The sequence below is a fragment of the uncultured Brevundimonas sp. genome, from assembly GCF_963974615.1.
Lineage (GTDB): Bacteria > Pseudomonadota > Alphaproteobacteria > Caulobacterales > Caulobacteraceae > Brevundimonas.
In genome coordinates, this window is the sequence record NZ_CAXBDH010000003.1 from 183673 (window position 1) to 204592 (window position 20920).

The 20920-nt window shown below is 68.3% G+C and carries 23 protein-coding genes; 4 read left to right on the forward strand and 19 right to left on the reverse strand.

Annotated features, from left to right (window positions below; genetic code table 11):
* Positions 1-9: 9 nt before the first annotated feature.
* From AAC050_RS03195 to prmC, 7 genes are all read right to left on the reverse strand, one after another.
* Positions 10-786, reverse strand: a complete 777-nt coding sequence (locus AAC050_RS03195; RefSeq protein WP_339913603.1) for a hypothetical protein — start codon at positions 784-786, stop codon at positions 10-12.
* Positions 787-826: 40 nt separating this feature from the next.
* Complete coding sequence (locus tag AAC050_RS03200) at positions 827-1531, reverse strand: hypothetical protein (protein WP_339913604.1); 705 nt, start codon at positions 1529-1531, stop codon at positions 827-829.
* An 86-nt stretch (positions 1532-1617) separates the two neighbouring features.
* On the reverse strand, positions 1618-2019 hold the full coding sequence (locus AAC050_RS03205) for a hypothetical protein (RefSeq protein ID WP_339913605.1): 402 nt from the start codon (positions 2017-2019) through the stop codon (positions 1618-1620).
* Between the two features lie 90 nt (positions 2020-2109).
* Entirely contained in the window at positions 2110-2922 is an 813-nt protein-coding gene (locus tag AAC050_RS03210; RefSeq protein WP_339913606.1) for a class I SAM-dependent methyltransferase, read from the reverse strand.
* A 119-nt stretch (positions 2923-3041) separates the two neighbouring features.
* Positions 3042-3704 (reverse strand): DUF4893 domain-containing protein, encoded by a 663-nt coding sequence (locus tag AAC050_RS03215; protein WP_339913607.1) that lies wholly within the window; start codon positions 3702-3704, stop codon positions 3042-3044.
* 79 nt (positions 3705-3783) lie between these two features.
* Complete coding sequence (locus tag AAC050_RS03220) at positions 3784-4755, reverse strand: DUF4167 domain-containing protein (protein ID WP_339913608.1); 972 nt, start codon at positions 4753-4755, stop codon at positions 3784-3786.
* 392 nt (positions 4756-5147) lie between these two features.
* The gene (gene prmC, locus AAC050_RS03225; RefSeq protein ID WP_339913609.1) at positions 5148-6041 is read right to left on the reverse strand and encodes a peptide chain release factor N(5)-glutamine methyltransferase; all 894 of its coding nucleotides are present in this window, start codon (positions 6039-6041) and stop codon (positions 5148-5150) included.
* A 72-nt stretch (positions 6042-6113) separates the two neighbouring features.
* Here prmC and AAC050_RS03230 point away from each other — a divergent pair, with 72 nt between their 5' ends.
* Entirely contained in the window at positions 6114-7385 is a 1272-nt protein-coding gene (locus tag AAC050_RS03230; RefSeq protein ID WP_339913610.1) for a YihY/virulence factor BrkB family protein, read from the forward strand.
* 4 nt (positions 7386-7389) lie between these two features.
* Here AAC050_RS03230 and prfA read toward each other — a convergent pair whose 3' ends face one another.
* Positions 7390-8457 (reverse strand): peptide chain release factor 1, encoded by a 1068-nt coding sequence (gene prfA, locus AAC050_RS03235; RefSeq protein ID WP_339913611.1) that lies wholly within the window; start codon positions 8455-8457, stop codon positions 7390-7392.
* A gap of 291 nt (positions 8458-8748) precedes the next feature.
* Here prfA and AAC050_RS03240 point away from each other — a divergent pair, with 291 nt between their 5' ends.
* Positions 8749-9528: a sulfite exporter TauE/SafE family protein gene (locus AAC050_RS03240; RefSeq protein ID WP_339913612.1), complete on the forward strand. Its 780-nt coding sequence runs from the start codon at positions 8749-8751 to the stop codon at positions 9526-9528.
* 15 nt (positions 9529-9543) lie between these two features.
* Here the strand turns inward: AAC050_RS03240 and AAC050_RS03245 are convergent, their stop codons facing one another.
* The 7 genes from AAC050_RS03245 to AAC050_RS03275 form a co-directional block, all read right to left on the reverse strand.
* Complete coding sequence (locus tag AAC050_RS03245; RefSeq protein WP_339913613.1) at positions 9544-10140, reverse strand: glutathione S-transferase N-terminal domain-containing protein; 597 nt, start codon at positions 10138-10140, stop codon at positions 9544-9546.
* Positions 10137-10418, reverse strand: coding sequence for a type II toxin-antitoxin system RelE/ParE family toxin (locus AAC050_RS03250; RefSeq protein WP_339913614.1), 282 nt, complete (start codon positions 10416-10418; stop codon positions 10137-10139). Before AAC050_RS03250 ends, AAC050_RS03245 begins: the two co-directional genes overlap by 4 nt.
* A 3-nt stretch (positions 10419-10421) precedes the next feature.
* Positions 10422-10601, reverse strand: coding sequence for a hypothetical protein (locus AAC050_RS03255; protein WP_339913615.1), 180 nt, complete (start codon positions 10599-10601; stop codon positions 10422-10424).
* A 42-nt stretch (positions 10602-10643) separates the two neighbouring features.
* Positions 10644-11801 (reverse strand): flavodoxin-dependent (E)-4-hydroxy-3-methylbut-2-enyl-diphosphate synthase, encoded by a 1158-nt coding sequence (gene ispG, locus AAC050_RS03260; RefSeq protein ID WP_339913616.1) that lies wholly within the window; start codon positions 11799-11801, stop codon positions 10644-10646.
* Between the two features lie 64 nt (positions 11802-11865).
* Positions 11866-12852 (reverse strand): helix-turn-helix domain-containing protein, encoded by a 987-nt coding sequence (locus tag AAC050_RS03265; protein ID WP_339913617.1) that lies wholly within the window; start codon positions 12850-12852, stop codon positions 11866-11868.
* 301 nt (positions 12853-13153) lie between these two features.
* The gene (ptsP, locus tag AAC050_RS03270; RefSeq protein WP_339913618.1) at positions 13154-15424 is read right to left on the reverse strand and encodes a phosphoenolpyruvate--protein phosphotransferase; all 2271 of its coding nucleotides are present in this window, start codon (positions 15422-15424) and stop codon (positions 13154-13156) included.
* 46 nt (positions 15425-15470) lie between these two features.
* Positions 15471-16730 (reverse strand): aspartate kinase, encoded by a 1260-nt coding sequence (locus AAC050_RS03275; RefSeq protein WP_339913619.1) that lies wholly within the window; start codon positions 16728-16730, stop codon positions 15471-15473.
* Between the two features lie 55 nt (positions 16731-16785).
* Between AAC050_RS03275 and ubiG the strand changes: the two genes are divergently transcribed.
* The gene (gene ubiG, locus AAC050_RS03280; protein WP_339913620.1) at positions 16786-17589 is read left to right on the forward strand and encodes a bifunctional 2-polyprenyl-6-hydroxyphenol methylase/3-demethylubiquinol 3-O-methyltransferase UbiG; all 804 of its coding nucleotides are present in this window, start codon (positions 16786-16788) and stop codon (positions 17587-17589) included.
* 28 nt (positions 17590-17617) lie between these two features.
* Here the strand turns inward: ubiG and AAC050_RS03285 are convergent, their stop codons facing one another.
* The 4 genes from AAC050_RS03285 to AAC050_RS03300 are packed head-to-tail and all read right to left on the reverse strand — an operon-like array spanning position 17618 to position 19978.
* Positions 17618-18052, reverse strand: coding sequence for a DUF1178 family protein (locus AAC050_RS03285; RefSeq protein WP_339913621.1), 435 nt, complete (start codon positions 18050-18052; stop codon positions 17618-17620).
* Positions 18049-18888: a carbon-nitrogen hydrolase family protein gene (locus tag AAC050_RS03290; RefSeq protein ID WP_339913622.1), complete on the reverse strand. Its 840-nt coding sequence runs from the start codon at positions 18886-18888 to the stop codon at positions 18049-18051. The genes AAC050_RS03285 and AAC050_RS03290 overlap by 4 nt, the downstream gene beginning before the upstream one ends.
* Positions 18888-19145, reverse strand: coding sequence for a glutaredoxin 3 (grxC, locus tag AAC050_RS03295; protein ID WP_339913623.1), 258 nt, complete (start codon positions 19143-19145; stop codon positions 18888-18890). The genes AAC050_RS03290 and grxC overlap by 1 nt, the downstream gene beginning before the upstream one ends.
* A gap of 26 nt (positions 19146-19171) precedes the next feature.
* Positions 19172-19978 carry a ComF family protein gene (locus AAC050_RS03300; protein WP_339913624.1) on the reverse strand — a complete coding sequence of 269 codons (807 nt, stop codon included), beginning with the start codon at positions 19976-19978 and terminating at the stop codon, positions 19172-19174.
* On the opposite strand from AAC050_RS03300, the gene AAC050_RS03305 reads away from it, so the two are divergent.
* Positions 19977-20861: a methyltransferase domain-containing protein gene (locus tag AAC050_RS03305; RefSeq protein WP_339913625.1), complete on the forward strand. Its 885-nt coding sequence runs from the start codon at positions 19977-19979 to the stop codon at positions 20859-20861. The genes AAC050_RS03300 and AAC050_RS03305 overlap by 2 nt on opposite strands.
* Positions 20862-20920: the final 59 nt, after the last annotated feature.

Here is a 20920-nt window from a genome sequence, read left to right on the forward strand (position 1 = left end):
CGCCTGACCTCAGCTGGCTTCGGTCGTATGCCCGGGATGCTGGCCGGCGCGCTGGGGCAGGATCAGGATCAGGGCGACGATGGCTACGGTCAGAACCAGCGAGGCGAGCGGGCGGCTGAAGGCCAGACCACCGTGGTCCAGCGGCTTGTCGAGCAGGTCGCCGACCGCCGCGCCCAGCGGCCGGGTCAGGATGAAGGCGGCCCAAAACAGCACCACGTGGCTAATCCGGGTGCGGAAATACAGGCCCGCCACCACGGCCAGGGCCACACCGAACACCACGGCGGCCCCGAGGAAGCCGAGCCCGCCGGTGTCGGCAGTCCAGTCGCCCAGGGCGGTGCCCAGGGTCTGGGAGAAGGTGATGGTCAGCCAGTAGAACATCTCGGCCCGGGGCGTGGCGACGGTGTCAGCCGAGATCGATCCGAGGGTCCAGCGCCAGGCCAGCAATGAGCCGGCCACGCAGGCCAGCAGCAGCAGCGAGCCGCCGGTATAGCCGATCCCCATCGAACGGGTGGCGTAGTCGGCCATGGTCGTGCCGGCCGTGGTCGAGGCGACGATGGTGGCCCAGTAGAGGAAGGGACGGAACCGCCGCGCGGCGATCTGCAGCCCGACCAGCAGCACCAGTACGGAGAGGAAGATGGCGGTCCCGACCAGATAGCCGAGGTTCATCGTCATGCTGACCGTATCGCCGCCGGTCTCGCCAAGGGTGGTGGCCAGGATCTTGATGACCCAGAAGCCCAGGGTGATGGCCGGCACCTTGCTGAGCAGTTCGCCCTGGTCTCGGGTCATATTTGGCCTTGTTCAGCAGTTGGATGGACGGGCCGGCCGCTCAGTGACCCGAGAAATGGGCTTCGAGTTCATCGACCAGGTCAAGTTCGCGGGTGACGACCAGGGCAGCATGGGTCGCATTACGGTCCTTGATGGCCAGTTTCATCTCGGCGACCGTGTTGCCGAACCGGGTCCGCAGGCCCTCATTGGTCACGCGCGCCGAGATGCGGTCCCACTGACCGGCGGCATAGTCGGCGGCGGCGGCGGCGTCATCCCAGCGTACCGGTTCGGCCTTCAGATCCGCCTGGTAGCGAAAGCCGGCATAGTCGAGCAGGCTGACCTCGGCCGGTACGACCCCGGCGGCGGGGGGGGTGTCGGGCGCGGCCGAGACGAACAGGCGAAAGGCCTCGACCGAGGCGATGGCCAGATCAGCCCGCTTCAGCGCCGCGCGATCGTCGGTGATCTGCTGCAGGCGTTGATCCAGCTCGGTCGCCGCCGCGGACGACAAGGATCCACGATCGCGAACCACGGCGGTCCGGACCTGCGATATCAAGGCGTCCAGCTCATCCGGGGTGGCGCTGAAGGCCTGTTCGGTCAGGGTCTCGAGATATTCCGAAGCCGGCAGAGGCGCGGGCACGGTGGCCTCAGCCACAGGGGCCGGCTCCGCCGACGGCGCTTCGGGGGCCGGGGTTCGCTGGCAGGCGGCGAGGGAGACGGATGTCAGGGCGATAAAGCCCAGGGTGAGACTTGTGGTGTTCAATTTCATGGTCGGTCTCCCGGTGGGGAAACCCCACCGGGCCGACTAACGCTTCAATCGGGGCGCAAAGACGTCGCGGGCACAAGAAGTCGGGATTACTGTCCCGAACGGCGGCCGGCCTCGAGGATGGGCATGCCGGCTTCGGTAGGCAGATAGATGACCTGACGGTCGCCCTGGCCGGCGGTTTCCGCGAGCATGTTGATATAGGCCCAGCGCAGGTAGTTGTCGGGGCCGCCGAGGCTCTCGGCCATGATGCGGTTGGCCTCGTTGGTGCCGCGGGCGCGGGCGACCTCGGCCTTGGCCGTCAGCTCGGCCGAATCGAGGGCGGCCTGGGCTTCCAGCACGCGGATGCGGCGGTTCTGGACCGCCTCCTCATAGGCGGCCTTGCCCTTCATCTGCTTAGAATAGACGTTGTAGGTGGGCATGCCGACGAGAGCGATACCGGCGATGATGGCCAGCAGTACGACTGACCCGATAGTGGCGCTGATACTGCGCATGCAGACCCCCTGAAATTCCACGCCGGGATGTCCGGGCGCAGTGACAGACTCGCTGGCCAGGGACCCCGGGTCAAGCGAAGTCGGAGCCGGTCAGTCCGAGGGGACCCGGGCCGTCACCACGAGCGCCTGACCCCTGCCGGAAATCGGTCCCGGGCCCAGACGGCGGGTCAGTTCGGCAGTGACGGTTTCGACGACCTGTTCCAGACCCTGCGGACGCCGCGCCTCTATCTCGGCGGCGAGGGGGGAGCCCTGGCACTGACCCCGGACGAAGCCCGCGGTCGAGGCGGCGGGCGTCGCCAGGGACACGGTCTCGACCGAGACATCGCTGAACCCCGCGACAGAAACGGCGCGGTGAATGGCATCAGCGTCGTGGTAGCCGAAAGGCGTGCGGGTGAGAAAATTCGGGGGATCATCCGGAAAGCACGCGCCCACGGTCTGATGCACGGCCAGCGTCAGCTCATTGGTCTCCATCCGATCCCAGACGCTGAAGACAAACTGTCCGCCGGGCCTGAGCACGCGCCGGGCCTCGGCATAGGCGGTCGCCTTGTCGGGAAAGAACATCGCGCCGAACTGGCAGACCACGGCATCAAAGGTCGCGTCCGCGAACGGCAGTGCCTGGGCGTCAGCCTCGGACCAGCTGATGTTGGGGGCGGACACGACCTGAACGGCCTGGGCCAGCATGGCGGGGTTCAGGTCCGTTGCCACGATCGTCGCATCCGGGGCGGCCGCCGCCAGCGCACAGGTAACGCGCCCTGTGCCCGCAGCCGTCTCGAGGATGACCCCTTCGAAACCGGCAAAACGGCGGGCGAGATCAGAGGCGAAAGGCTCGAAAAGGGTCGGCCCCAGATAGCGATCGTAGAGCGCGGGAATAGAGCCGGTGAAGCCAGAGTCCGAACCACTCATGAGGTGCTCCAGAATTCAACGGACAGCCTGTTCCGTCGGTTCTCAGCCTGCGCCGCTCCGTTCGCAGAGTCCAATCGCGGGAGCCCCGGGATCAATCCGGCGGCTCCGGCCGGTGGGGCTCAGTTCGGGACCAGTTCGATCAGGTCGAGGTTGGATTCGTTCTGCGGCCAGGGGATGACCAGACGCCAGCGGCGCTCGCCGATCCGTTCCAGCACGGCGACCAGATCGCGGTCGGGCCGCTGGCCGTAGGAATTGGCCGGGGGCTCGGAGGCCAGGGACATCGAGCCCAGCATCACCATACGGCTGTCATTCTCGGGAAACAGCAGGCCGGCGGGGCGCTGCGAACCGGTCAATTTGGAGAATTTCAGGCCGCGGTCGGTCTGTTCGAGACGACAGTCGTACCAGCCGTAGACGACATAGCCGAGGCCCGCAGCCCCGCCCTGGGAGCCCAATTTGACGGTGCGGCAGCGATAGTCGCCGGCCGGTGGCGTCACGGACCGGCGAACCGCATCGGGCCGGATCAGGTCGCCGAGGCTGTCGAGGTCACCCGAGCCGGGCTGCCGCGCGACCTGCTGCAGGGCCAGGGTCCAGGCGGCGGCGCGGCGGCGATAGCGGTCGCGGTCGGCACTGGTGATGATGGCACGCCAGTCACGCAGGACCACGCCGGTCGGGCCGGCCGGCCCCGTCGGCGGTGGCGGGGGGGGCGGCGGTACCGAGGCACAGGCCGTCACAGTGACGGCGGCGATTGCGATGACGATGGACAGGCGAAGCGGCGAACGCATGGACAGGCCTTCCGGAGAGTACCGGTCCCAAGAAGCGGTCGGAACCTCTGCCGTCAAGACCGCCCCCTGCGGGGAAGCCTCACTCGTCGGCGGCCGGAGCCTCGACCTTCTTGCGCGGGGCGCGGCGTTTGACGACCGGGGCCTCGGCGGTCTCGGCCGGGGCGGCGGCGGTGACGGTCGAGCGGGTCAGGAAGCCCGGCAGGGCCGGGGCCGCCTCGGCGGGAGCCTCGGTGGCGGGACGGTCGCTGCGATCGGCGCGCGGGCGACGGGCGCGCGTCTCGGCCCGGGCCGGGGCAGCCGCGTCCGGACCGGAACCGGACTCCGGCGCGACGGCCGGACCGGCGTCTGACGTGGAAGCCTCGCCCTCGGTGCCTTCACCGAAGCGACGGTTGCGTTCGTCGCGGCGGCGTTCCCAGCGTTCACGACGGGTTTCGCGAGGGCCGCCGTCGTCACCTTCGGCGCGGGGCTGGTCGTCACGAGGTTGCGAGTCCCGGGGCCGGTCGTCGCGGGGACGATCATCACGGGGACGGTCGTCACGCTGGCGCGGCGGGCGCGGTTCGCGGGGACCGTCGCGGTCCTTCGAGTCACGAGCCTGTCCCTGACCGGCCGGGGTGTCGTTGTCGCCGGAGTCGCGTTCGGGACGGGACTCGCCCTGCGCGGCACGGTCGGCGGCCTGCTGGGCGGCGAGGAAGGCGGCGGCCTGGGCCCCGGATTCATCCTCGAAATCGATATCATAGCCCTGGTTGGACAGTTCGCGCGCGGCGATCTCGGAGACCGAACGCTGCGGCTGCAGGGCGCGCAGGACGCGGAAATAGTGTTCGGCGTGCTGCATGTAGTTTTCGGCCAGCACCCGGTCGCCGGCGGCTGTCGCGTCACGGCCGAGCTGCTGATAGCGCTCATAGACCGTCTGGGCGTTGCCGCGGACCTTGATGTTCTCCGGGCCCTGGGAATCCCACGACCGGTTCGGATTGCTGCTGTTGGCGTTGTTGGCTCCGCCGCCGGGCTTCCTGTTGCGTCCGCGCTGACGCTTCATGCCCTTGAAATCTCTCATCGAAACTTACCGTGCTTTGTATGGGGAACGGTCGGATCTGCACATTGCAGTCTGTCGCCGTCCGTGTCTTCGTTCCGTCTCGTTCGGGGCCAATCCCCGCTGACGATGTATTCGGAAATCCGTTGCCACCCTGTGGCCCGCCGGGCGACCCGGCCCGACATCACATGCCCCGAGCGCGCGTGGATGGGCCTGAAGCGGTCCAAGGCGTGCGTTTTGGGTGGGAGACAGACACAAGCTTAGCGCGGGACGGGCGTGTTTCCAAGGGGTTTGTTCGGTGCGCGATCCTCCCCCTGCGGGGGAGGGGAACCGCGCGGCGGTGGAGGGGGTGACCCGGGACGCGGCCCCCTCCACCCCCCTTCGGGTGGTCCCCCTCCCCCGATGGGGGAGGATTTCTACATCTTCGGAATCGGGTTGGTGCGCGGGTCCGGGCCGTTGGTGACGACGCGATCGCGGTCGGACAGGTCCTTGACCACCCGGACGTCGGCGAAGCCGGCGGCGTCGAACAGGGCCTTGACCTGCGGACCCTGATCCCAACCGATCTCGACCGCGAAGATGCCGTCGGGCTTGAGGATACGGTGGATCTCGGGGGCCAGGTCGCGATAGGCCTGCAGGCCGTCGGGCCCGCCGTCCAGCGCCAGATGCGGGTCGTGCTCGCGCACCTCGGGGTCGAGGCCGGCGATGTCACCGCTGGGGATATAGGGCGGGTTGGACACCACCAGATCGAACTCGCCGGGACCGAAGCCGGTGGCCCATTCGGTGCGCAGGAAGCTGGCGCGGGCGTCGAGGTCGAGGTTGGCCGCGTTCTCCTTGGCCACGGCGATGGCCTCGGACGAGATGTCTGTCCCCATGCCGCGCGCAGCCGGACGCTCGACCAGGGTGGCCAGCAGAATGGCCCCCGAGCCGGTGCCGAGGTCGATCATCTGGAAGGCGGCCTGCGGCGGGAAGGCCAGCAACACCACGTCGAGGAGGGCCTCGGTGTCGGGGCGCGGGCTCAGCACGTCGGGGGTGACGTTGAGCATGATCTTCCAGAAGCCCTTGCGACCGAGGATGCGCGACACCGGTTCGCGCTTCAGCCGTCGCTCGATCATCGCCGCATAGGCCGCGCTCTGGTCGGGGCTCAGGGCCCGGTGCGGGTCGGTCAGGATGTCGGTGCGGCTGACCCCGGCGGCGACCTCCAGCAACAGCCGGGCATCGATGGCCGGACTGTCGATGCGGCCGGCCTTGAGCCGGGCCTGGGCGGTTTTCCAGGCGGTGACGAGTGTGGGCGCGGACGTGGTATCAGACATGAGGATGGCTTGACGCGGCTTTGGGGCGATTTCAAGCGGAACGCCGCAACAGGGGAATCGTTGATAGCGCCGATGGGGACCCGTTCAAAATCATCGCCACCCGCCGATTCGTCATCCAGCGTCCGGGTGTGGCGGCTGCTGGGGGCTGTCGCCGGAGGGCTGGCGGCGGGCGCGGGGGCCATCCATCTGCTGCACCGCCAGGGCCACAAGGTCGGGCTGGACGTGCGCCGTTTCCGCCCGGTGCCGCCGCCGCCGCCGCCGCCCGGCCCCGAGGACTATGATGCGCGCGAGCCCGGCCGGGGCCGGCTGGCCCAACGTCCACACCAGATTCCGCACCGCGGCTGGACCGACATCCTGTGGCGGGTCGGGGTCTCCTATTTCGGCGATCGGGTCGGCTTCCTGGCCGGGGGGGTGACCTTCTTCATCGTGCTGTCGCTGTTTCCGACCCTGGCCGCCTTCGTCACCGTCTATGGGCTGTTCGCCGATCCGGCCGACGCCTGGCAGCGGCTGCAATTCCTCTATTCGGTGTTGCCCGCAGGGGTGGCCGGCTTCCTCGGTGGCGAGATGGACCGGCTGGCGGCAACGGCCAAGCCACAGATGACCGTGACCCTGGTCTGGACCCTGCTGCTGTCCCTGTGGGTGGCCAACAACGGCATCAAGACCCTCTTCTATGGTCTCAACGTCGCCTATCACCAGATCGAGAAGCGCAATTTCGTCCACTACAACCTGGTCTGTATGGCCTTCACCCTGTCGGGCCTGGCGGCCGTGTTCCTGACGGCGGCGCTGGTGGTCGGGGTGCCGCTGGTGCTGGGTGTGTTCGGCCTGGCGGCGGAATGGAATCATCTGGCCCCGCTGCGCTGGCCGCTGCTGCTGGCCGGTTACGGCGCGGCGCTGGCGATCATCTACCGGTTCGGCCCGTGTCGGGCCCGGGCCCGCTGGCGCTGGCTGACCCCCGGGGCGATCTTCGCGGCCACGGCCAGCGTGGCGGTGTCCTTCCTGTTCAGCTGGTATCTGCAGACCTTCGTGCGCACCGCCGCCTACGGACCGCTGGCGGCGATGATGGGCTTTCTGCTGTGGACCTGGTTGTCGGTGCAGATCATCATTCTCGGGGCCGAGCTGAATGCCGAGATCGAACACCAGACTGCGGTCGACACCACCACCGGAGAGGTCCGCGCCATCGGCGACCGCGGGGCGGTGGTCGCCGACAGTGTCGGAGCCAAGCGGGGGTCGCCGGCGGCGCTGGCGTTTACGCTCAAACACGCCGAGGCATTGTCCGACCGGTTGATGAGCCGACGGATCCGGCGCGACCGGCAACGAAACAGGGATCGTCCCGGGAAACCGTGAGCGTCTAGTTGAACTCGGCTTCCAGATCGGACAGGCGTGCGGCCTGGTCCTCGGTGATCAGGGCGTTCAGCATCGGGTCGATGTCGCCTTCCAGAATCTGGGGCAGGCTGTGCAGGGTCAGGCCGATGCGGTGGTCGGTGACGCGACCCTGGGGGAAGTTGTAGGTGCGGATGCGTTCCGACCGGTCGCCCGAGCCGACCTGGGATTTGCGCGCGTCCGAGCGGGCCAGATCCTTGGTCTGACGCTGCAGGTCGTACAGGCGAACGCGTAGATTCTTCATCGCCTTGTCGCGGTTGACGTGCTGCGACTTCTCCGAGGAGGTGACCACGATCCCGGACGGGAAATGGGTGATGCGCACAGCGGAATCGGTCTTGTTGACGTGCTGGCCGCCCGAGCCGGAGGCGCGGAAGGTGTCGATGCGGATGTCCTTGTCCTGAATGTCGATCTCGACGTCCTCGACCTCGGGCAGGACGGCGACGGTGGCGGCCGAGGTGTGGATGCGACCACCGGCCTCGGTGGTCGGCACGCGCTGGACGCGGTGCACGCCGCTCTCGAATTTGAGCCGGCCGAACACCCCGTCGCCATTCACCGTGGCGATGATCTCCTTGAAGCCGCCGGCGTCGCCCTCGGTGGCGGAGTCGACCTCGACCTTCCAGCCGCGCGCCTGGGCGTAGCGCGAATACATGCGGAACAGATCGCCGGCGAACAGGGCCGCCTCATCGCCGCCGGTGCCGGCCCGGACTTCCAGCACGGCCGAGGCGTTCTCGTCGGCGTCGCGCGGAGCCAGCAGCAGGGCGACCTCGCGTTCCAGCTCGGGCAGGGTTTCGTTCAGGGCCTCCAGCTCCTCGGCGGCCATGGCGGCCATCTCGGGATCGGACGCCATGGACTCGAGATCGGCGACCTCGGCCCGGGCCCGGGCCACGGCCATGACGGCATCGGCCACAGGCTTGAGCTCGGCATGCTCTTTCGACAGGCGCACGATCTCCTGACCGTCGCTGGCCGCGCCCATGCGCGCCTCCACCTGATGGAAGCGGTCGAGTACCTGATCGAGCCGGGCCTGGGGCAGTCGCACGGGGGAAACGTCCTGAATTCCGAAGGGCCGGAGCCTTAGACCATTTTTGCTTCAGGTCGAACCGACCTGATTCCGAAAAATGGTCCGGATTCAAACTGGAGCGAAATCTGAGCCGGGTTGGACGTCGTCCAACTCAACCGATTTCGCTCTAGCGCGGAGGATGGAGCCTGTCGATGGAGGGACTCCGCCCCGGTCCGCGAGTCACAAGCGCGTCAGGCGGCTTCCGCCGAGGCGCACGGCGCATTAGTCAGGAAGGCGGCACCTCGGTGGCCGATGCCCGATCGGACCTGAATGGACACCTTTCTGCTGTTTCTGATGGTCGGCCTGCTGGCCCAGACCGTCGACGGGGCTCTGGGCATGGCCTACGGCCTGATTTCTTCATCGGTCCTGCTGGCCCTGGGGGTTCCCCCGGCCGTAGCCTCGGCCAGTGTCCACGGGGCCGAGGTGTTCACCACCGCCGCCTCGGCCGGCAGCCACATCTGGCATCGCAACGTCGACTGGCGGCTGTTCACCCCGCTGGCCGTAGCCGGGGTCATCGGCGGTGTGTTGGGGGCCTATGTGCTGACCGGGATCGACGGGCATATGATCAAGCCCTTCATCATCGCCTATCTGGCCCTGATGGGCCTCTACATTCTATGGCGCGCGACCCGGGACCTGCGGCCGCGACATATTCCGCGTTGGGTGGCCGGCCCCCTGGGACTGATCGGTGGCTTCCTCGATGCGGTCGGTGGCGGCGGCTGGGGTCCGACCGTCTCCTCGACCCTGGTCGGGGCCGGACAGGAACCCCGGCGCGCGATCGGCACGGTCAATACGGCCGAGTTCTTCGTCACCGTGGCCATTTCCGCCACCTTCGTCTGGACGCTGGTGACCGGTCACTGGCAGACCGCCGGGGCGCTGGAGCGCCATGCCGCGGCCATCGCCGGACTGGTTGTCGGCGGCCTGATCGCCGCCCCCTTCGCCGGCTATATCACCCGGATCATCCCGCGCCGGGCCATGACCTATGCCGTCGGCGTCCTGCTGCTCAGCCTCGCCGGATTCCAGGGGCTGCAGCTGGCGGGTGTGCTGGGCTGAGCCGGCCGCCGCGGCTCAGACCGGACGGGTCTCGACGAAGCTCGGTCGGGCTTCGAGCGCCGCCTGCAGGGCCACCAGATGCGGGCGGCCGGTCTGCCAGTCATGGTCGGGATGGCGGAAGCTGATCCAGGTGACGGCGACAGCGGCGGTGATCGTGCCCATGTCGAGGACAGCGGGATCGGGGCGGGCCGCCTCCAGCGCATCCAGCGACCGGTCGAGATTGAGCGTCCAGCGCGCGATCCATGACGGCGAGCGTTCCTGCTCCGGGCGACGCAGCTCCAGCAGCCATTTGACCCCCATCTCGAGCGCGCCGTTGGCCAGCGTCTCCATCCGCCGGACCCGCAGCCGTTCCGCGCCGGCCTCGGGCAACAGGCGGGGTCCGGTGCCGAGGGTGTCGAGATATTCGCAAATGACAGGGCTGTCGGTCAGCGGCAGACCGTCATCGGCGATCAGGGTCGGGACCTGTACCACCGGATTGGTGGCCATCAGTTCGGGCGCATTCTCATACGGATTGACCGCAACCTCTTCGATGCGGTCGGCGAGGCCCTTCTCACGGGCCACGATCCGGCATTTGCGGACGAAGGGGGACGGGGCGGCGAAATAGAGTTTCATTCGGGGGGATACTGCTGAGCGGAATGGAAGACATTGGTGATCGTTATGGCATCTACCTCTACGCGATAGATCAGGACATAGTTGGGATGAACGATCACCTCCCGCGTGCCCGACACTCGACCGGCTCGGTAGGCGTACGGATGATCACCCAACGTCCGGGCGGTATCAACGATCAGGTTACGGATGCGCCTGGCGGCGTCAGGATTGCGCTCTGCGATGTAGCTGACGATCTGCTCAACATCGGTGATGGCCGGCTCTGACCAGACCGTCGGGAGCACGGCTCAGGTCCTGGATGCGGACTTGGCAAGCGCACGATCGATCCTCGCGACGGCTTCATCATGCGGGACGACAGGCCGGGGGTCGGCCAGTGACGCTTCAACGCGCGCCCGGAACCAGACGTCATAGGCCTCGGCCTCTTCGGTCGAGGCGAACTCGGATTCTATGGGCGAGAGCGCGGGCATGGGTGGAATATGCGCCCGGTCCGGGCCTGTCGCAACCGATTACTACTCTGCGGCGACGTGGGTCGGAATTACAACCGTACGTGCGGCCTCGAGCTCGGCGGCCTTGGCCTCGACCTGCTGGACGATCTCGTCGACCATGCCGGTGTTGAGCTGTTTGTGAGCCATCTTGCCGTTCAGATAGACCATGCCGGACCCGGCCCCGCCGCCGGTGAAACCAACGTCGGTGTAGAGGGCCTCGCCCGGGCCGTTGACGACGCAGCCGATGATCGACAGCGACATCGGCGTGGTGATGTGGGCCAGCTTTTCTTCCAGCACGCCGACGGTCTCGATGACGTTGAAGCCCTGACGGGCGCAGGACGGGCAGGCGATGATGTTGACGCCGCGGTGGCGCAGACCCAGCGACTTGAGGATGTCGAAGCCGACCTTGATCTCCTCGACCGGGTCGGCGGCGAGGCTGACGCGGATGGTGTCGCCGATGCCGGACCACAGCATATTGCCCATGCCGATGGCCGACTTGATCGTGCCCGCGCGCAGCGGCCCGGCCTCGGTCACACCCAGATGCAGCGGACAGTCGATGGCCTCGGCCAACTGCTGGTAGGCGGCGACGGTCAGGAAGGGGTCGGAGGCCTTCACCGAAATCTTGAACTCGTGAAAGTCGTGGTCCTGAAGGATGCGGGCGTGGTTGAGGGCGGACTCGACCATGGCCTCGGGACAGGGCTCGCCGTATTTCTCGAGCAGCTCCTTCTCGAGACTGCCGGCGTTGACGCCGATCCGCATCGAACAGCCGTGGTCCCGGGCGGCCTGGACCACGTCACGGACGCGCTGGGCATTGCCGATATTGCCGGGATTGATGCGCAGGCAGGCGGCCCCGGCCTCGGCGGCCTCAATGCCGCGTTTGTAGTGGAAATGGATGTCGGCGACGATCGGCACCCGCGACTCGCGCACGATGGCGCGCAGGGCGGCGGTCGAGGGCTCGTCCGGACAGGAAACGCGGACGATGTCGGCCCCGGCCTCTTCCAGCTGACGGATCTGGTCGATCGTGGCCGCCGCGTCCGAGGTCGGGGTATTGGTCATCGACTGGACACTGATCGGGGCGTCGCCACCGACCGCCACGGAGCCGACCATGATCTGGCGGCTCTTGCGGCGCTCGATATGGCGCCACGGGCGGATATGGGAAAGGTCGGAGGGCTGCTGGCTCATCAGGGGCCCAATATAGGCGATCGGCAGGCCGGAAGCCACGTCACAGCGACCCGCCTGCGTCGATTCAGCCCGGGGTGACGGTCGGTTCGAGCGCGCCGGATGCCGGCTCTGTCGCGGCAGCGACGGCGGCAGCCCGGACCGCGACCGAAGCGGCGGTCTGGCGGGCCAGGGCCTGGGCCCGGGCGTTGAGCTGGCTGAGCGGGGTCAGGGCCGCTTGCAGGGCCCCGCCGTGTTCACCGTTCAGATAGACGTCGAACGCCGTGGGCTCGGAGGTGTCGATGGTGGCCGATACCCCGGGTGGCGCGCGCCATGCCTCACCGGCGACCAGCTGGCGGGCGAACAGCACCCGCCCGTCGCCCATGCGCACAACCAGACTGGCGGCCTTGCGCGCCTGCAACACGACCTGGGAGGCCGTGGCCGAGGCTCCGTAGATGGCCCCGCGCGGATTGAAGGCCTTTTGGACGGGCGGTTCACTGGCGGCGGCGGCCTGGCGCATGGCCGCGTCGGACTGGAGGCCCGTCAGCTGGGCTTCAAGCCCGGGCGTGACATAGAGGGCGGGTACCGTCTGGTCCGGCGGGGCCGGCTCGGGCGCGGACAGGCGCACAAACCCTTCCTGACCGGGCACAACGCCCAGGGTCCAGCTTTCCGGTACGGCCGTGATCGCCGAAGGATGCGGCTTGCGCATCAGGCTGACGCGCTGGAACACATTCCAGCCGACCACCGCCACGACCAGCGCCAGGCCGGCGGCGATCAGGCGCGGCGAATACCGGCGTACGTCTTCAAAGGCGACGCCGACCGGGGCCTGGAGCGGCATCGACGGATCGGGACATTCCCGCTTGAACCGCTCAACCGCCAACTGCTCGTCGACACCCAGGGCGGCGGCATAGGCCCGCACATAGCCGGTCGTGAAGACCCGCGACGGCAGGGTGGAAAAATCGTTCTGTTCAAGCGCAGTCAGATAGCGGGGGTGAACCCGGGTCGCCGCAGACAGTTCGAACATGGACTTGCCGGAGGCCTCGCGGGCGACACGCAGGCCGTCGCCGAGAGTCAAAGCCTCAACGATGGAAGGCGCAGGGTCCTTCCAGTCAGGGTGGGCTCGAAATTCATCGGGGCTATTCCCCGTATCCAGCGCCATGACGCCCGACCTCACACTCGACCCGACAACAGGAATCTCCTGCGTCCTACCAGACCCTGAACCGCCTAACATATCCGATTGACGGTTCAGGCCTCCCCCCGGAGGGTCCTCAAAATCGCCTTGTGGATAACTCATTATGATCGCCCGATCAACGCCTTGTTAAGCTTATCTCGCGGGGCTCACCGTCGGGAGCGAACCTGTGCCGTAGAGAGACGCCTCAGATGGCGACGTTCAATTTCCGGGCCAGGGACTCCAGTTCCGTGCGGATCGACCCGGCCGAGGATCCCAGCAGGCTGGCCATGCCACGGCGACCAGCGGGCAGGTCCGTCGACAGGATCATCCGCTTCACCGGACCGACACCGCCGACCGGGGCGGACAGACGGGTAAAGCCCAGGGTCATCAAGGCAAAGGCCTCGAGCGGGCGGCCGGCCAGCTCACCGCAGACCGAGACCGGCGTGCCGGTCTCGGCGCATTTCTTCTGAATCTCGGCCAGGGCCCTCAGGGCCGGGGGCGACATCGGGTCATAGCGGTCCGACACCAGCGGATTGGTCCGGTCGGCGGCGAACATATATTGCAGCAGATCATTGGTGCCGATCGAGACGAAATCCGTCATCGGCAGCAGGGCATCCAGGTGCCAGAGCAGGGACGGACATTCGATCATCGCCCCCACACGCAGTGTGGCGGGCAGGGCCCGGCCCCGGCGGCGGACCCAGTCACATTCGATATCGACCAGTTCACGCGCGGCCCGGAACTCGTCGACGGTGGCGATCATCGGGAACATAACGCGCAGTTCGCGCCCGGCCCCCGCCGCCAGCAGGGCCCGAAGCTGGAGCCGCAGCAGTCCCGGCCGGTCCAGACCCAGGCGGATGGCGCGCCGCCCAAGGGCCGGGTTCTCCTCCCGCTCGGTCTCGAGATAGGGCAGCACCTTGTCGCCGCCGACGTCCAGCGTGCGGAAGGTGACCGGTCGATCACCCGCAGCGTCGAGCACCAATTTGTAGAGACTGGTCTGGGCATCCAGCCGGGGCAGCTCCTCGGACACCATGAACTGGAATTCGGTGCGGAACAGGCCGATGCCCTCGGCTCCGGTCTCGTTGAGGTTCTCGAGGTCGACGGCGAGACCGGCATTGGCCAGCAGGGAGATACGGGTGCCGTCCCGGGTCACCGCCGGCGTGTCGCGCAGCAGGGCGAACTCGGCCCGCCGCTGGGCCCGGACCTCCATCCGCGACTGGACTGCCTCCAGCATGTCGGGACGGGGCCGCAGATAGGCCTCGCCGGCCTCGCCGTCGGCGATGACGAGATCCCCTTCGGACAGGCGGTCGCGCAGGCCCGACAGACGGCCGACGCAGGGAATCTGCAGGGCCCGGGCGACGATGGCCGCATGGCTGGCGGCGGAGCCTTCCTCGAGCAACAGCCCCCTCAGCTTGTGGCGAGGATATTCGAGCAGATCGGCCGGGCCGAGATTGCGAGCCACCAGAATGGCGTCGTCGGGCAGGTCGCGCTGGCCCGGATGCTCCCCCGCCAGAACCCGCAGCAGACGATTGGCCAGGTCCTCGAAATCGTGGAGCCGCTCCTTGATATAGGGGTCGCGGGCCTTGGCGAAGCGAGCCCGGTGTTCGTTGCGGACCCGGTCAACAGCGGCCTCGGCGGTCAGGCCGCTGCGCACGGCCTCTTCCAGCGACCGGTTCCAGCCGCGGTCATCAGCGAACATCCGGTAGGTTTCGAGCACATCGTAGGACGAGCCGGCCAGCTTGCCCTGCCCGCCCTCCAGGATGTGATCGATATTGGCCTTCAGTCCGGACAGGGCCTGCAGGAGCCGGGCCTCCTCGGCGTCGGGATCGTCTGACAGAAGCTGTTCGGGGGCCAGTGGCGGCTCGTGCAGGACGACATGGCCATAGGCCAGCCCCTCGGCGAACCTCTGTCCCTTGAGACGTTCGGGACGGTGCGGCGCGACCTCGACGTCGCGCAATTCGTCCTGGGCCAGCAGTTCACCGGACGCCACAGTTTCAGCCAGGACCATGGCGATGGTCTGGATGTCCTCGACCTCTTCCTCGTCATAGTGACGCTCGGCCCGGTTCTGGACCACCAGCACGCCGATCGCGCGACCGCCACGCAGCAGGGGAGCCCCGAGGAAGGCATGATAGGGATCCTCGCCGGTCTCCGGTCGGTAGGCGAAGCTGGGATGGGAGGGGGCGTCAGACAGGCTGATCGGGGCCGCCATGCGCGCGACCTCGCCGACGAGACCTTCGCCCGGCCGCAGCCGGGTATTGTGGACCGCGTCGCGGTTCAGGCCCTCGGTGGCGAATAGTTCCAGCTCGCCCGAGGCGCGCCGCAGATAGATCGAACAGACCTCGGCCACCATCGACTGGGCGATGGTGCGCACCACCATGTCGAGACGATCCTGCGCCGGAGCCGCCCCGGCCATGGCCTCGCGAATCTGGCGCAGGAGGTTGCGTGGCCCCCTCGTCGTCAATCCGCCGCCTTTTGGCATCGCCGCTCCCGTTCAGACACCAGATGGGGCATCCGCGAGTGAAATCCTATACCGCTTCGAGTCCATAGGCCGAATGCAGGGCGCGAACGGCCAGCTCGGCATAGGCCGCGTCGATCAATACACTGATCTTGATCTCCGACGTCGAGATGGCCTGGAATTTAACCCCCTTGTCGGCCAGGGCACGGAACATGGTCTGGGCCACACCGGCATGGCTGCGCATGCCGACGCCGATGACCGAGACCTTGGCCACGTCCTCGTCGACACGAATGTCCTGAAAGCCGATTTCGGCCTGGCCCTGACGCATCAGTTCGGCGGAGCGGTGCGCGTCGCGACGGCCGGTGGTGAAGGTCAGGTTGACCGTGCCCTCGGTGCGGCTGGGCGACTGGACGATCATGTCGACATTGACGTTGGCCTCGGCCAGGCGGGTGAAGACCTCGGCCGGCCGGTCGACGCTGTCGGGCAGACCCAGCAGGCTGATACGGGCTTCGTCCCGGCTCATGGTGACGCCGCTTACGATGCGTTTTTCCACAATCTCATCCTCGTCACAGATCAGGGTGCCGGACTTCGGCGGCAGGATGCCGTCGGCGTCAGGTTCGATAAAGCTGGACAGGACCCGCAGCGGCACGCGCTTGGCCATGGCCAGTTCGACCGAACGGGTCTGCAGCACCTTGGCCCCCAGCGAGGCCATCTCCAACATCTCCTCATAGGAGACCTTTTCGAGGCGGCGGGCCCGGGATTCGATGCGCGGGTCGGTCGTATAGACGCCGTCCACGTCGGTATAGATATCGCAGGCGCAGTCCAGGGCCGCAGCCACGGCCACGGCCGAGGTGTCCGAGCCGCCCCGGCCCAGGGTCGTGATGCGCCCGTCGCGGGTAACACCCTGGAAGCCGGGCACCACGGCGATCTGACCTCCGTCGATCGCGGCACCCAGCACCTCGCCCGGCACCTCGTCGATACGGGCCCGGCCATGAGCATCATCGGTGATGATCGGAATCTGCCAGCCCATCCAGCTGCGGGCGTCCAGCCCGAGGTTGCGCAGGGTCAGGGCCAGCAGGCCCGCCGTGACCTGCTCGCCCGAGGCGACCACCACATCATATTCGTCATCGGACAGGGTCAGACCCTGGGCGGCGCGACCGGCCCCGTCGGTCCAGGCCACCAGCTCATTGGTCTTGCCGGCCATGGCCGAAACCACGACGGCGATGCGGTGACCGGCCCGGGCCTCGGCGGCGACGATGCGGGCGGCACGACGAATCCGCTCGAGGTCGCCCATCGAGGTGCCGCCGAACTTCATCACCAGCCGCGTCATCGTGGCAGCACGCCCCCGTCTTGCATGGAACGGCCGACGGGTTCATCCCTCGGCCATGGTCGCTTCTAACGACACCCTGCCGACGCGCAAACCCCAAAGCCGGACCGAACCCGAGGTCGGAGCCTCCGGGGCCAGTATCGATGCGGCCGATGTGGCCCGGTTCTCGGCCCGGGCGGCGGAATGGTGGGACGCGCGCGGGCCGTTCGCCCCGCTGCACAAATTCAATCCGGCGCGGCTGAAATTCGTGCGTGACCGGACGGCGGAACGGTTCGGGCGGGATGTGATGACCCGCGCCCCCTTCGCCGGGCTGAGCCTGCTGGACATCGGCTGCGGCGGCGGGCTGATCGCCGAACCGATGCGGCGGCTGGGGTTCGACGTCACGGCCGTCGACGCCTCGAGCGAGAACATAGGCACGGCCCGGGCCCATGCGGCCGAACAAGGCCTGGACATCGCCTATCGCGCGGCCACGGTCGAACAGCTGGAGGCCGAGGGTGCTGGGCCGTTCGATGTGGTGCTGACGCTGGAGGTGATCGAACACGTCGCCGACCCCGAAGCCTTCATCCGCGCCTGTTCGCGGCTGATCGCGCCGGACGGTATCATGATCGTGGCCACGCTGAACCGCACGCTGAAAGCCCTGGCCCTGGGCAAGATCGCGGCGGAATATGTGCTGGGCTGGGTGCCGCCCGGCACCCATGACTGGAACCAATTCCTCAAGCCGGACGAGATCCGGCTAATGCTGTCGGCCGAGCCGCTGGCCGTCAGCGGGCCGTTCGGCCTGGCCTATGACCCGCTGGCCGATCGCTGGAGCGAGAGCGACGACAGCGCCATCAACTATCTGATGATAGCGACGCGCGACTGAGTTCCGAGCGGGGGCCCGTCGAGAGGGCTTAATTGACCCTGGACGGATCGGGCGGGGCCGGCGGCAGGGCGGCGCAGGGCACGCCGTCATCCTTCAACGCCTTGACCTCGGCCGGGGTGGCCTCGCCGTAGATCTCGCGCTTCTCGCTGCGGCCTTCGTGAATGTCGCGGGCCTCGCGGGCGAAACTGTCACCGACATAGTCGAAATTGGTCTCGACATGGGCCCGGACCTCATGGGCCACCCGCATCATCATCGCCTGCATCTGCGCCGGGTCGGCGGCGGCAGCGGTGCTCTTGCGGGTGCCGGCGACGGCGGGGGCCATGATCTGTTTGGATACGGCGCGCGAGCCGCAAAGCGGACATTCGACCAGACCGCGGGCGGCCTGGTCGTCATAAGCACTCGAAGAGCCGAACCAGGCCTCGAACGGATGATCGTGGTCACAGCACAGGGCGTAGCGGATCATGCGGGGGCCGTGAATTCGCGATCATGCTGCAGCTGGGGCACCGCGGCGCGGGCACGCCCGACCGCCTGCAGATCAAGCGTGGCCAGAAGGATGCCGGGTGCATCATCGTCGCAGCGGGCGATGATCTCGCCCCAGGGACCGACGACGGTCGAATGACCCCAGGTGCGACGGCCGTCCTCATGCGTGCCGCCCTGGGCCGGGGCGAGGATGAAACAGCCGGTCTCGATGGCCCGGGCCCGCAGCAGGGTCTCCCAGTGCGCCTCGCCGGTCGGCACGGTGAAGGCGGCGGGCACGGCGATCATCGCCGCCCCGGCCCGTGCCAGCGCCCGGTACAGATGGGGGAAGCGGATGTCATAGCAGACGCTCAGCCCCAGCCGGCCCCATGGCGTGTCGGCGACCACGGCCCCGTCACCGGGGCGCACCGCCGAGCTCTCGCGCCAGCTCTCACCATTGGGCAGGTCGACATCGAAGACGTGCAGCTTGTCATAGGTGGTGACCACCCGCCCCCCGTCGTCGACCAGGATCGCGCGGTTGGCGGCGCGGACATCGCCATCGACCCCGGAATTGACGATGGCCGAGCCGATCAGGATCCAGACGCCCAGTTCCGCGGCCAGCGCCCGCAGCCGGTCGATCACCAGATCATCGGCCTGTGCCGTGACCACCGCGGCGCGGCGATCCCGGCGCTGTTCCAGCACATTGGTGCCTTCGGGGGTCAGGATGAATTTGGCTCCGCGGGCGGCGGCGTCGCGCACCAGCGGCTCGACATGGGCCCAGGCCGCCTCCGGCGTGGCCGGGGTCCGGGTCTGGATCAGGGCGATGTCGAGCGTGTCGGTCATCAGGCGGTCAGCATGGCGTCCAGCTCGCCCTTGCGGTCAAGGGCGTGCAGCTCGTCCGAGCCGCCGACATGGGTGTCGCCGATGAAGATCTGCGGGAAGGTCATGCGCCCGCCCGAGCGCTGGATCATCTCCTGCTTCTTCGCGGGATCATGAGAGGCGACGATCTCGGTCCAGGTCGCGCCCTTGGTCTTCAGCAGGGCCATGGCCATAACGCAGAAGGGGCAGCCGGGCTTGGTATAGAGGGTAACGTCAGACAATGGGGGCTCCTCGAAGGTCCAGACCCCTAGATAGGCAGTTCGCGCGCATTTCGCACCCGCGCAATGACGGCCAGGTCAACGGCCCGGGCCCCGGCGTCCAGAAGCGCGCGGGCGCAGGCTTCGGCCGTGGCCCCGGTGGTCAGGACATCGTCGACCAGAAGCAGGCGACGCCCGCGAATGCGCCGCTGTCCGGCCTCAGTGACGGCGAAGGCCGATTTCACATTGAGGCGACGCCCCCGCGCGCTCCGGCCGCCCTGACTGGCCGTGCGTCGGGCCCGCACCAGGGCGTCGGGCAGATAGTCCCGCCCGACCTGCCGTGCCAGGGGACGCGCGATCTCGGCCGCCTGGTTGAAGCGGCGGCCGAGCAGCCGAAGCGGATGCAGGGGCACGGGGACGATGGCATCGGTGTCGATCAGCAGCTCGGCGGCCGCGCGCGACAGCCAGCGCGCGAACAGGGCGGCCAATTGCTGCTGATCGCCGTGTTTGAATTTCAGGATCAGGCCGCGCGAGGCCTCGTCATAGACGCAGGCGGCCCGGGCCCGGGCGAAGACGTAGGGGGCGGCGATACAGGCGGCGCAGCGATCCGCGGCGAAGGCCCCGCCATCGACCTCGAAGGCGGCCCCGCAGCCGTCACAGACCGGGGCTTCCAGAAACACCACCCGGTTCCAGGCCTCGGCGGCGAGACCCGGCGAGGCCGCCACCTCGCGACCATCATGGGTCAACGGCGGCAGGACCAGATCGACCAGACTTCGTCCCAGATCGCGGACCACCGGTGCCATCAGACCCGGGGCGGCTTTCAATCGGTCGCGCCAGCCCCCATCCTGAATGCCCATGAGCCCCATTTCAGCGCCCCCCGTGATCTTCGACAGCGCCCGCCGTGCGGCGCGTCTGGCCCGCAGCGCCCGCCGGTTCGGCGAGGCCGATTTCCTGCATGTCCGCGCCGCCGACAATGCGGTGGCCAGTCTGGAGGTCATCCTGCGCGACTTTGCCGGGGTCGTCGACCTGTCGGCGCATCCGGAGCCGTTCGCCGCCCTGCTGAGGGACAGTATCGCCGCCGAACGGGTCGGGCCGGTGCAGGTGGTCGGCGACGGGGTGAGCCGCGCCGCGCCCGGATCGGGGCCGCTGGCCGTCGTCGACCAGTCGGTTGATCTGGCCGTGTCGCTGATGAGCCTGCACTGGGCCAATGACCTGCCCGGGGCCCTGAGCCAGATCCGCCGCGCCCTGAAGCCGAACGGCCTGTTCCTGGGGACGCTGCTGGGGGCCGGGACGTTGAAGGAGCTGCGCGGGGTGCTGACCGAGGCCGAGCTGGAGCGCCGCGACGGGGCCCAGGCCCGGGTCTCACCTTTTGCCGACGGCTTCGACGGGGCGGCCCTGCTGCAGCGGGCGGGCTTTGCCCTGCCGGTGGCCGACGTGGACCGGGTCGTGGTGCGTTATCCGGACCTGTTCGCCCTGATCCGCGACCTGCGGGCCATGGGTGAGACCAATGTGCTGGCGGGACCGGTGCGGCCGCTGACGCGGACGATCGCGGCCCGGGCGGCCCAGCTGTATGCCGAGCGCCACGGCGAGGCGGACGGGCGGATTCCGGCGACGTTCGAGATCGTCCACCTGGCCGGCTGGGCCCCGCATGAGAGCCAGCAGAAGCCGCTGAAGCGGGGATCAGCGAAGATGCGGCTGGCGGACGCGCTGGGGGTCAGGGAGCAGACGGGCGAGGGCTGAAAACCTCTAGATGTGAGCTCTCAATAGGTTGTCCATCCGGTCCAGGCCGGGGAAGCTGG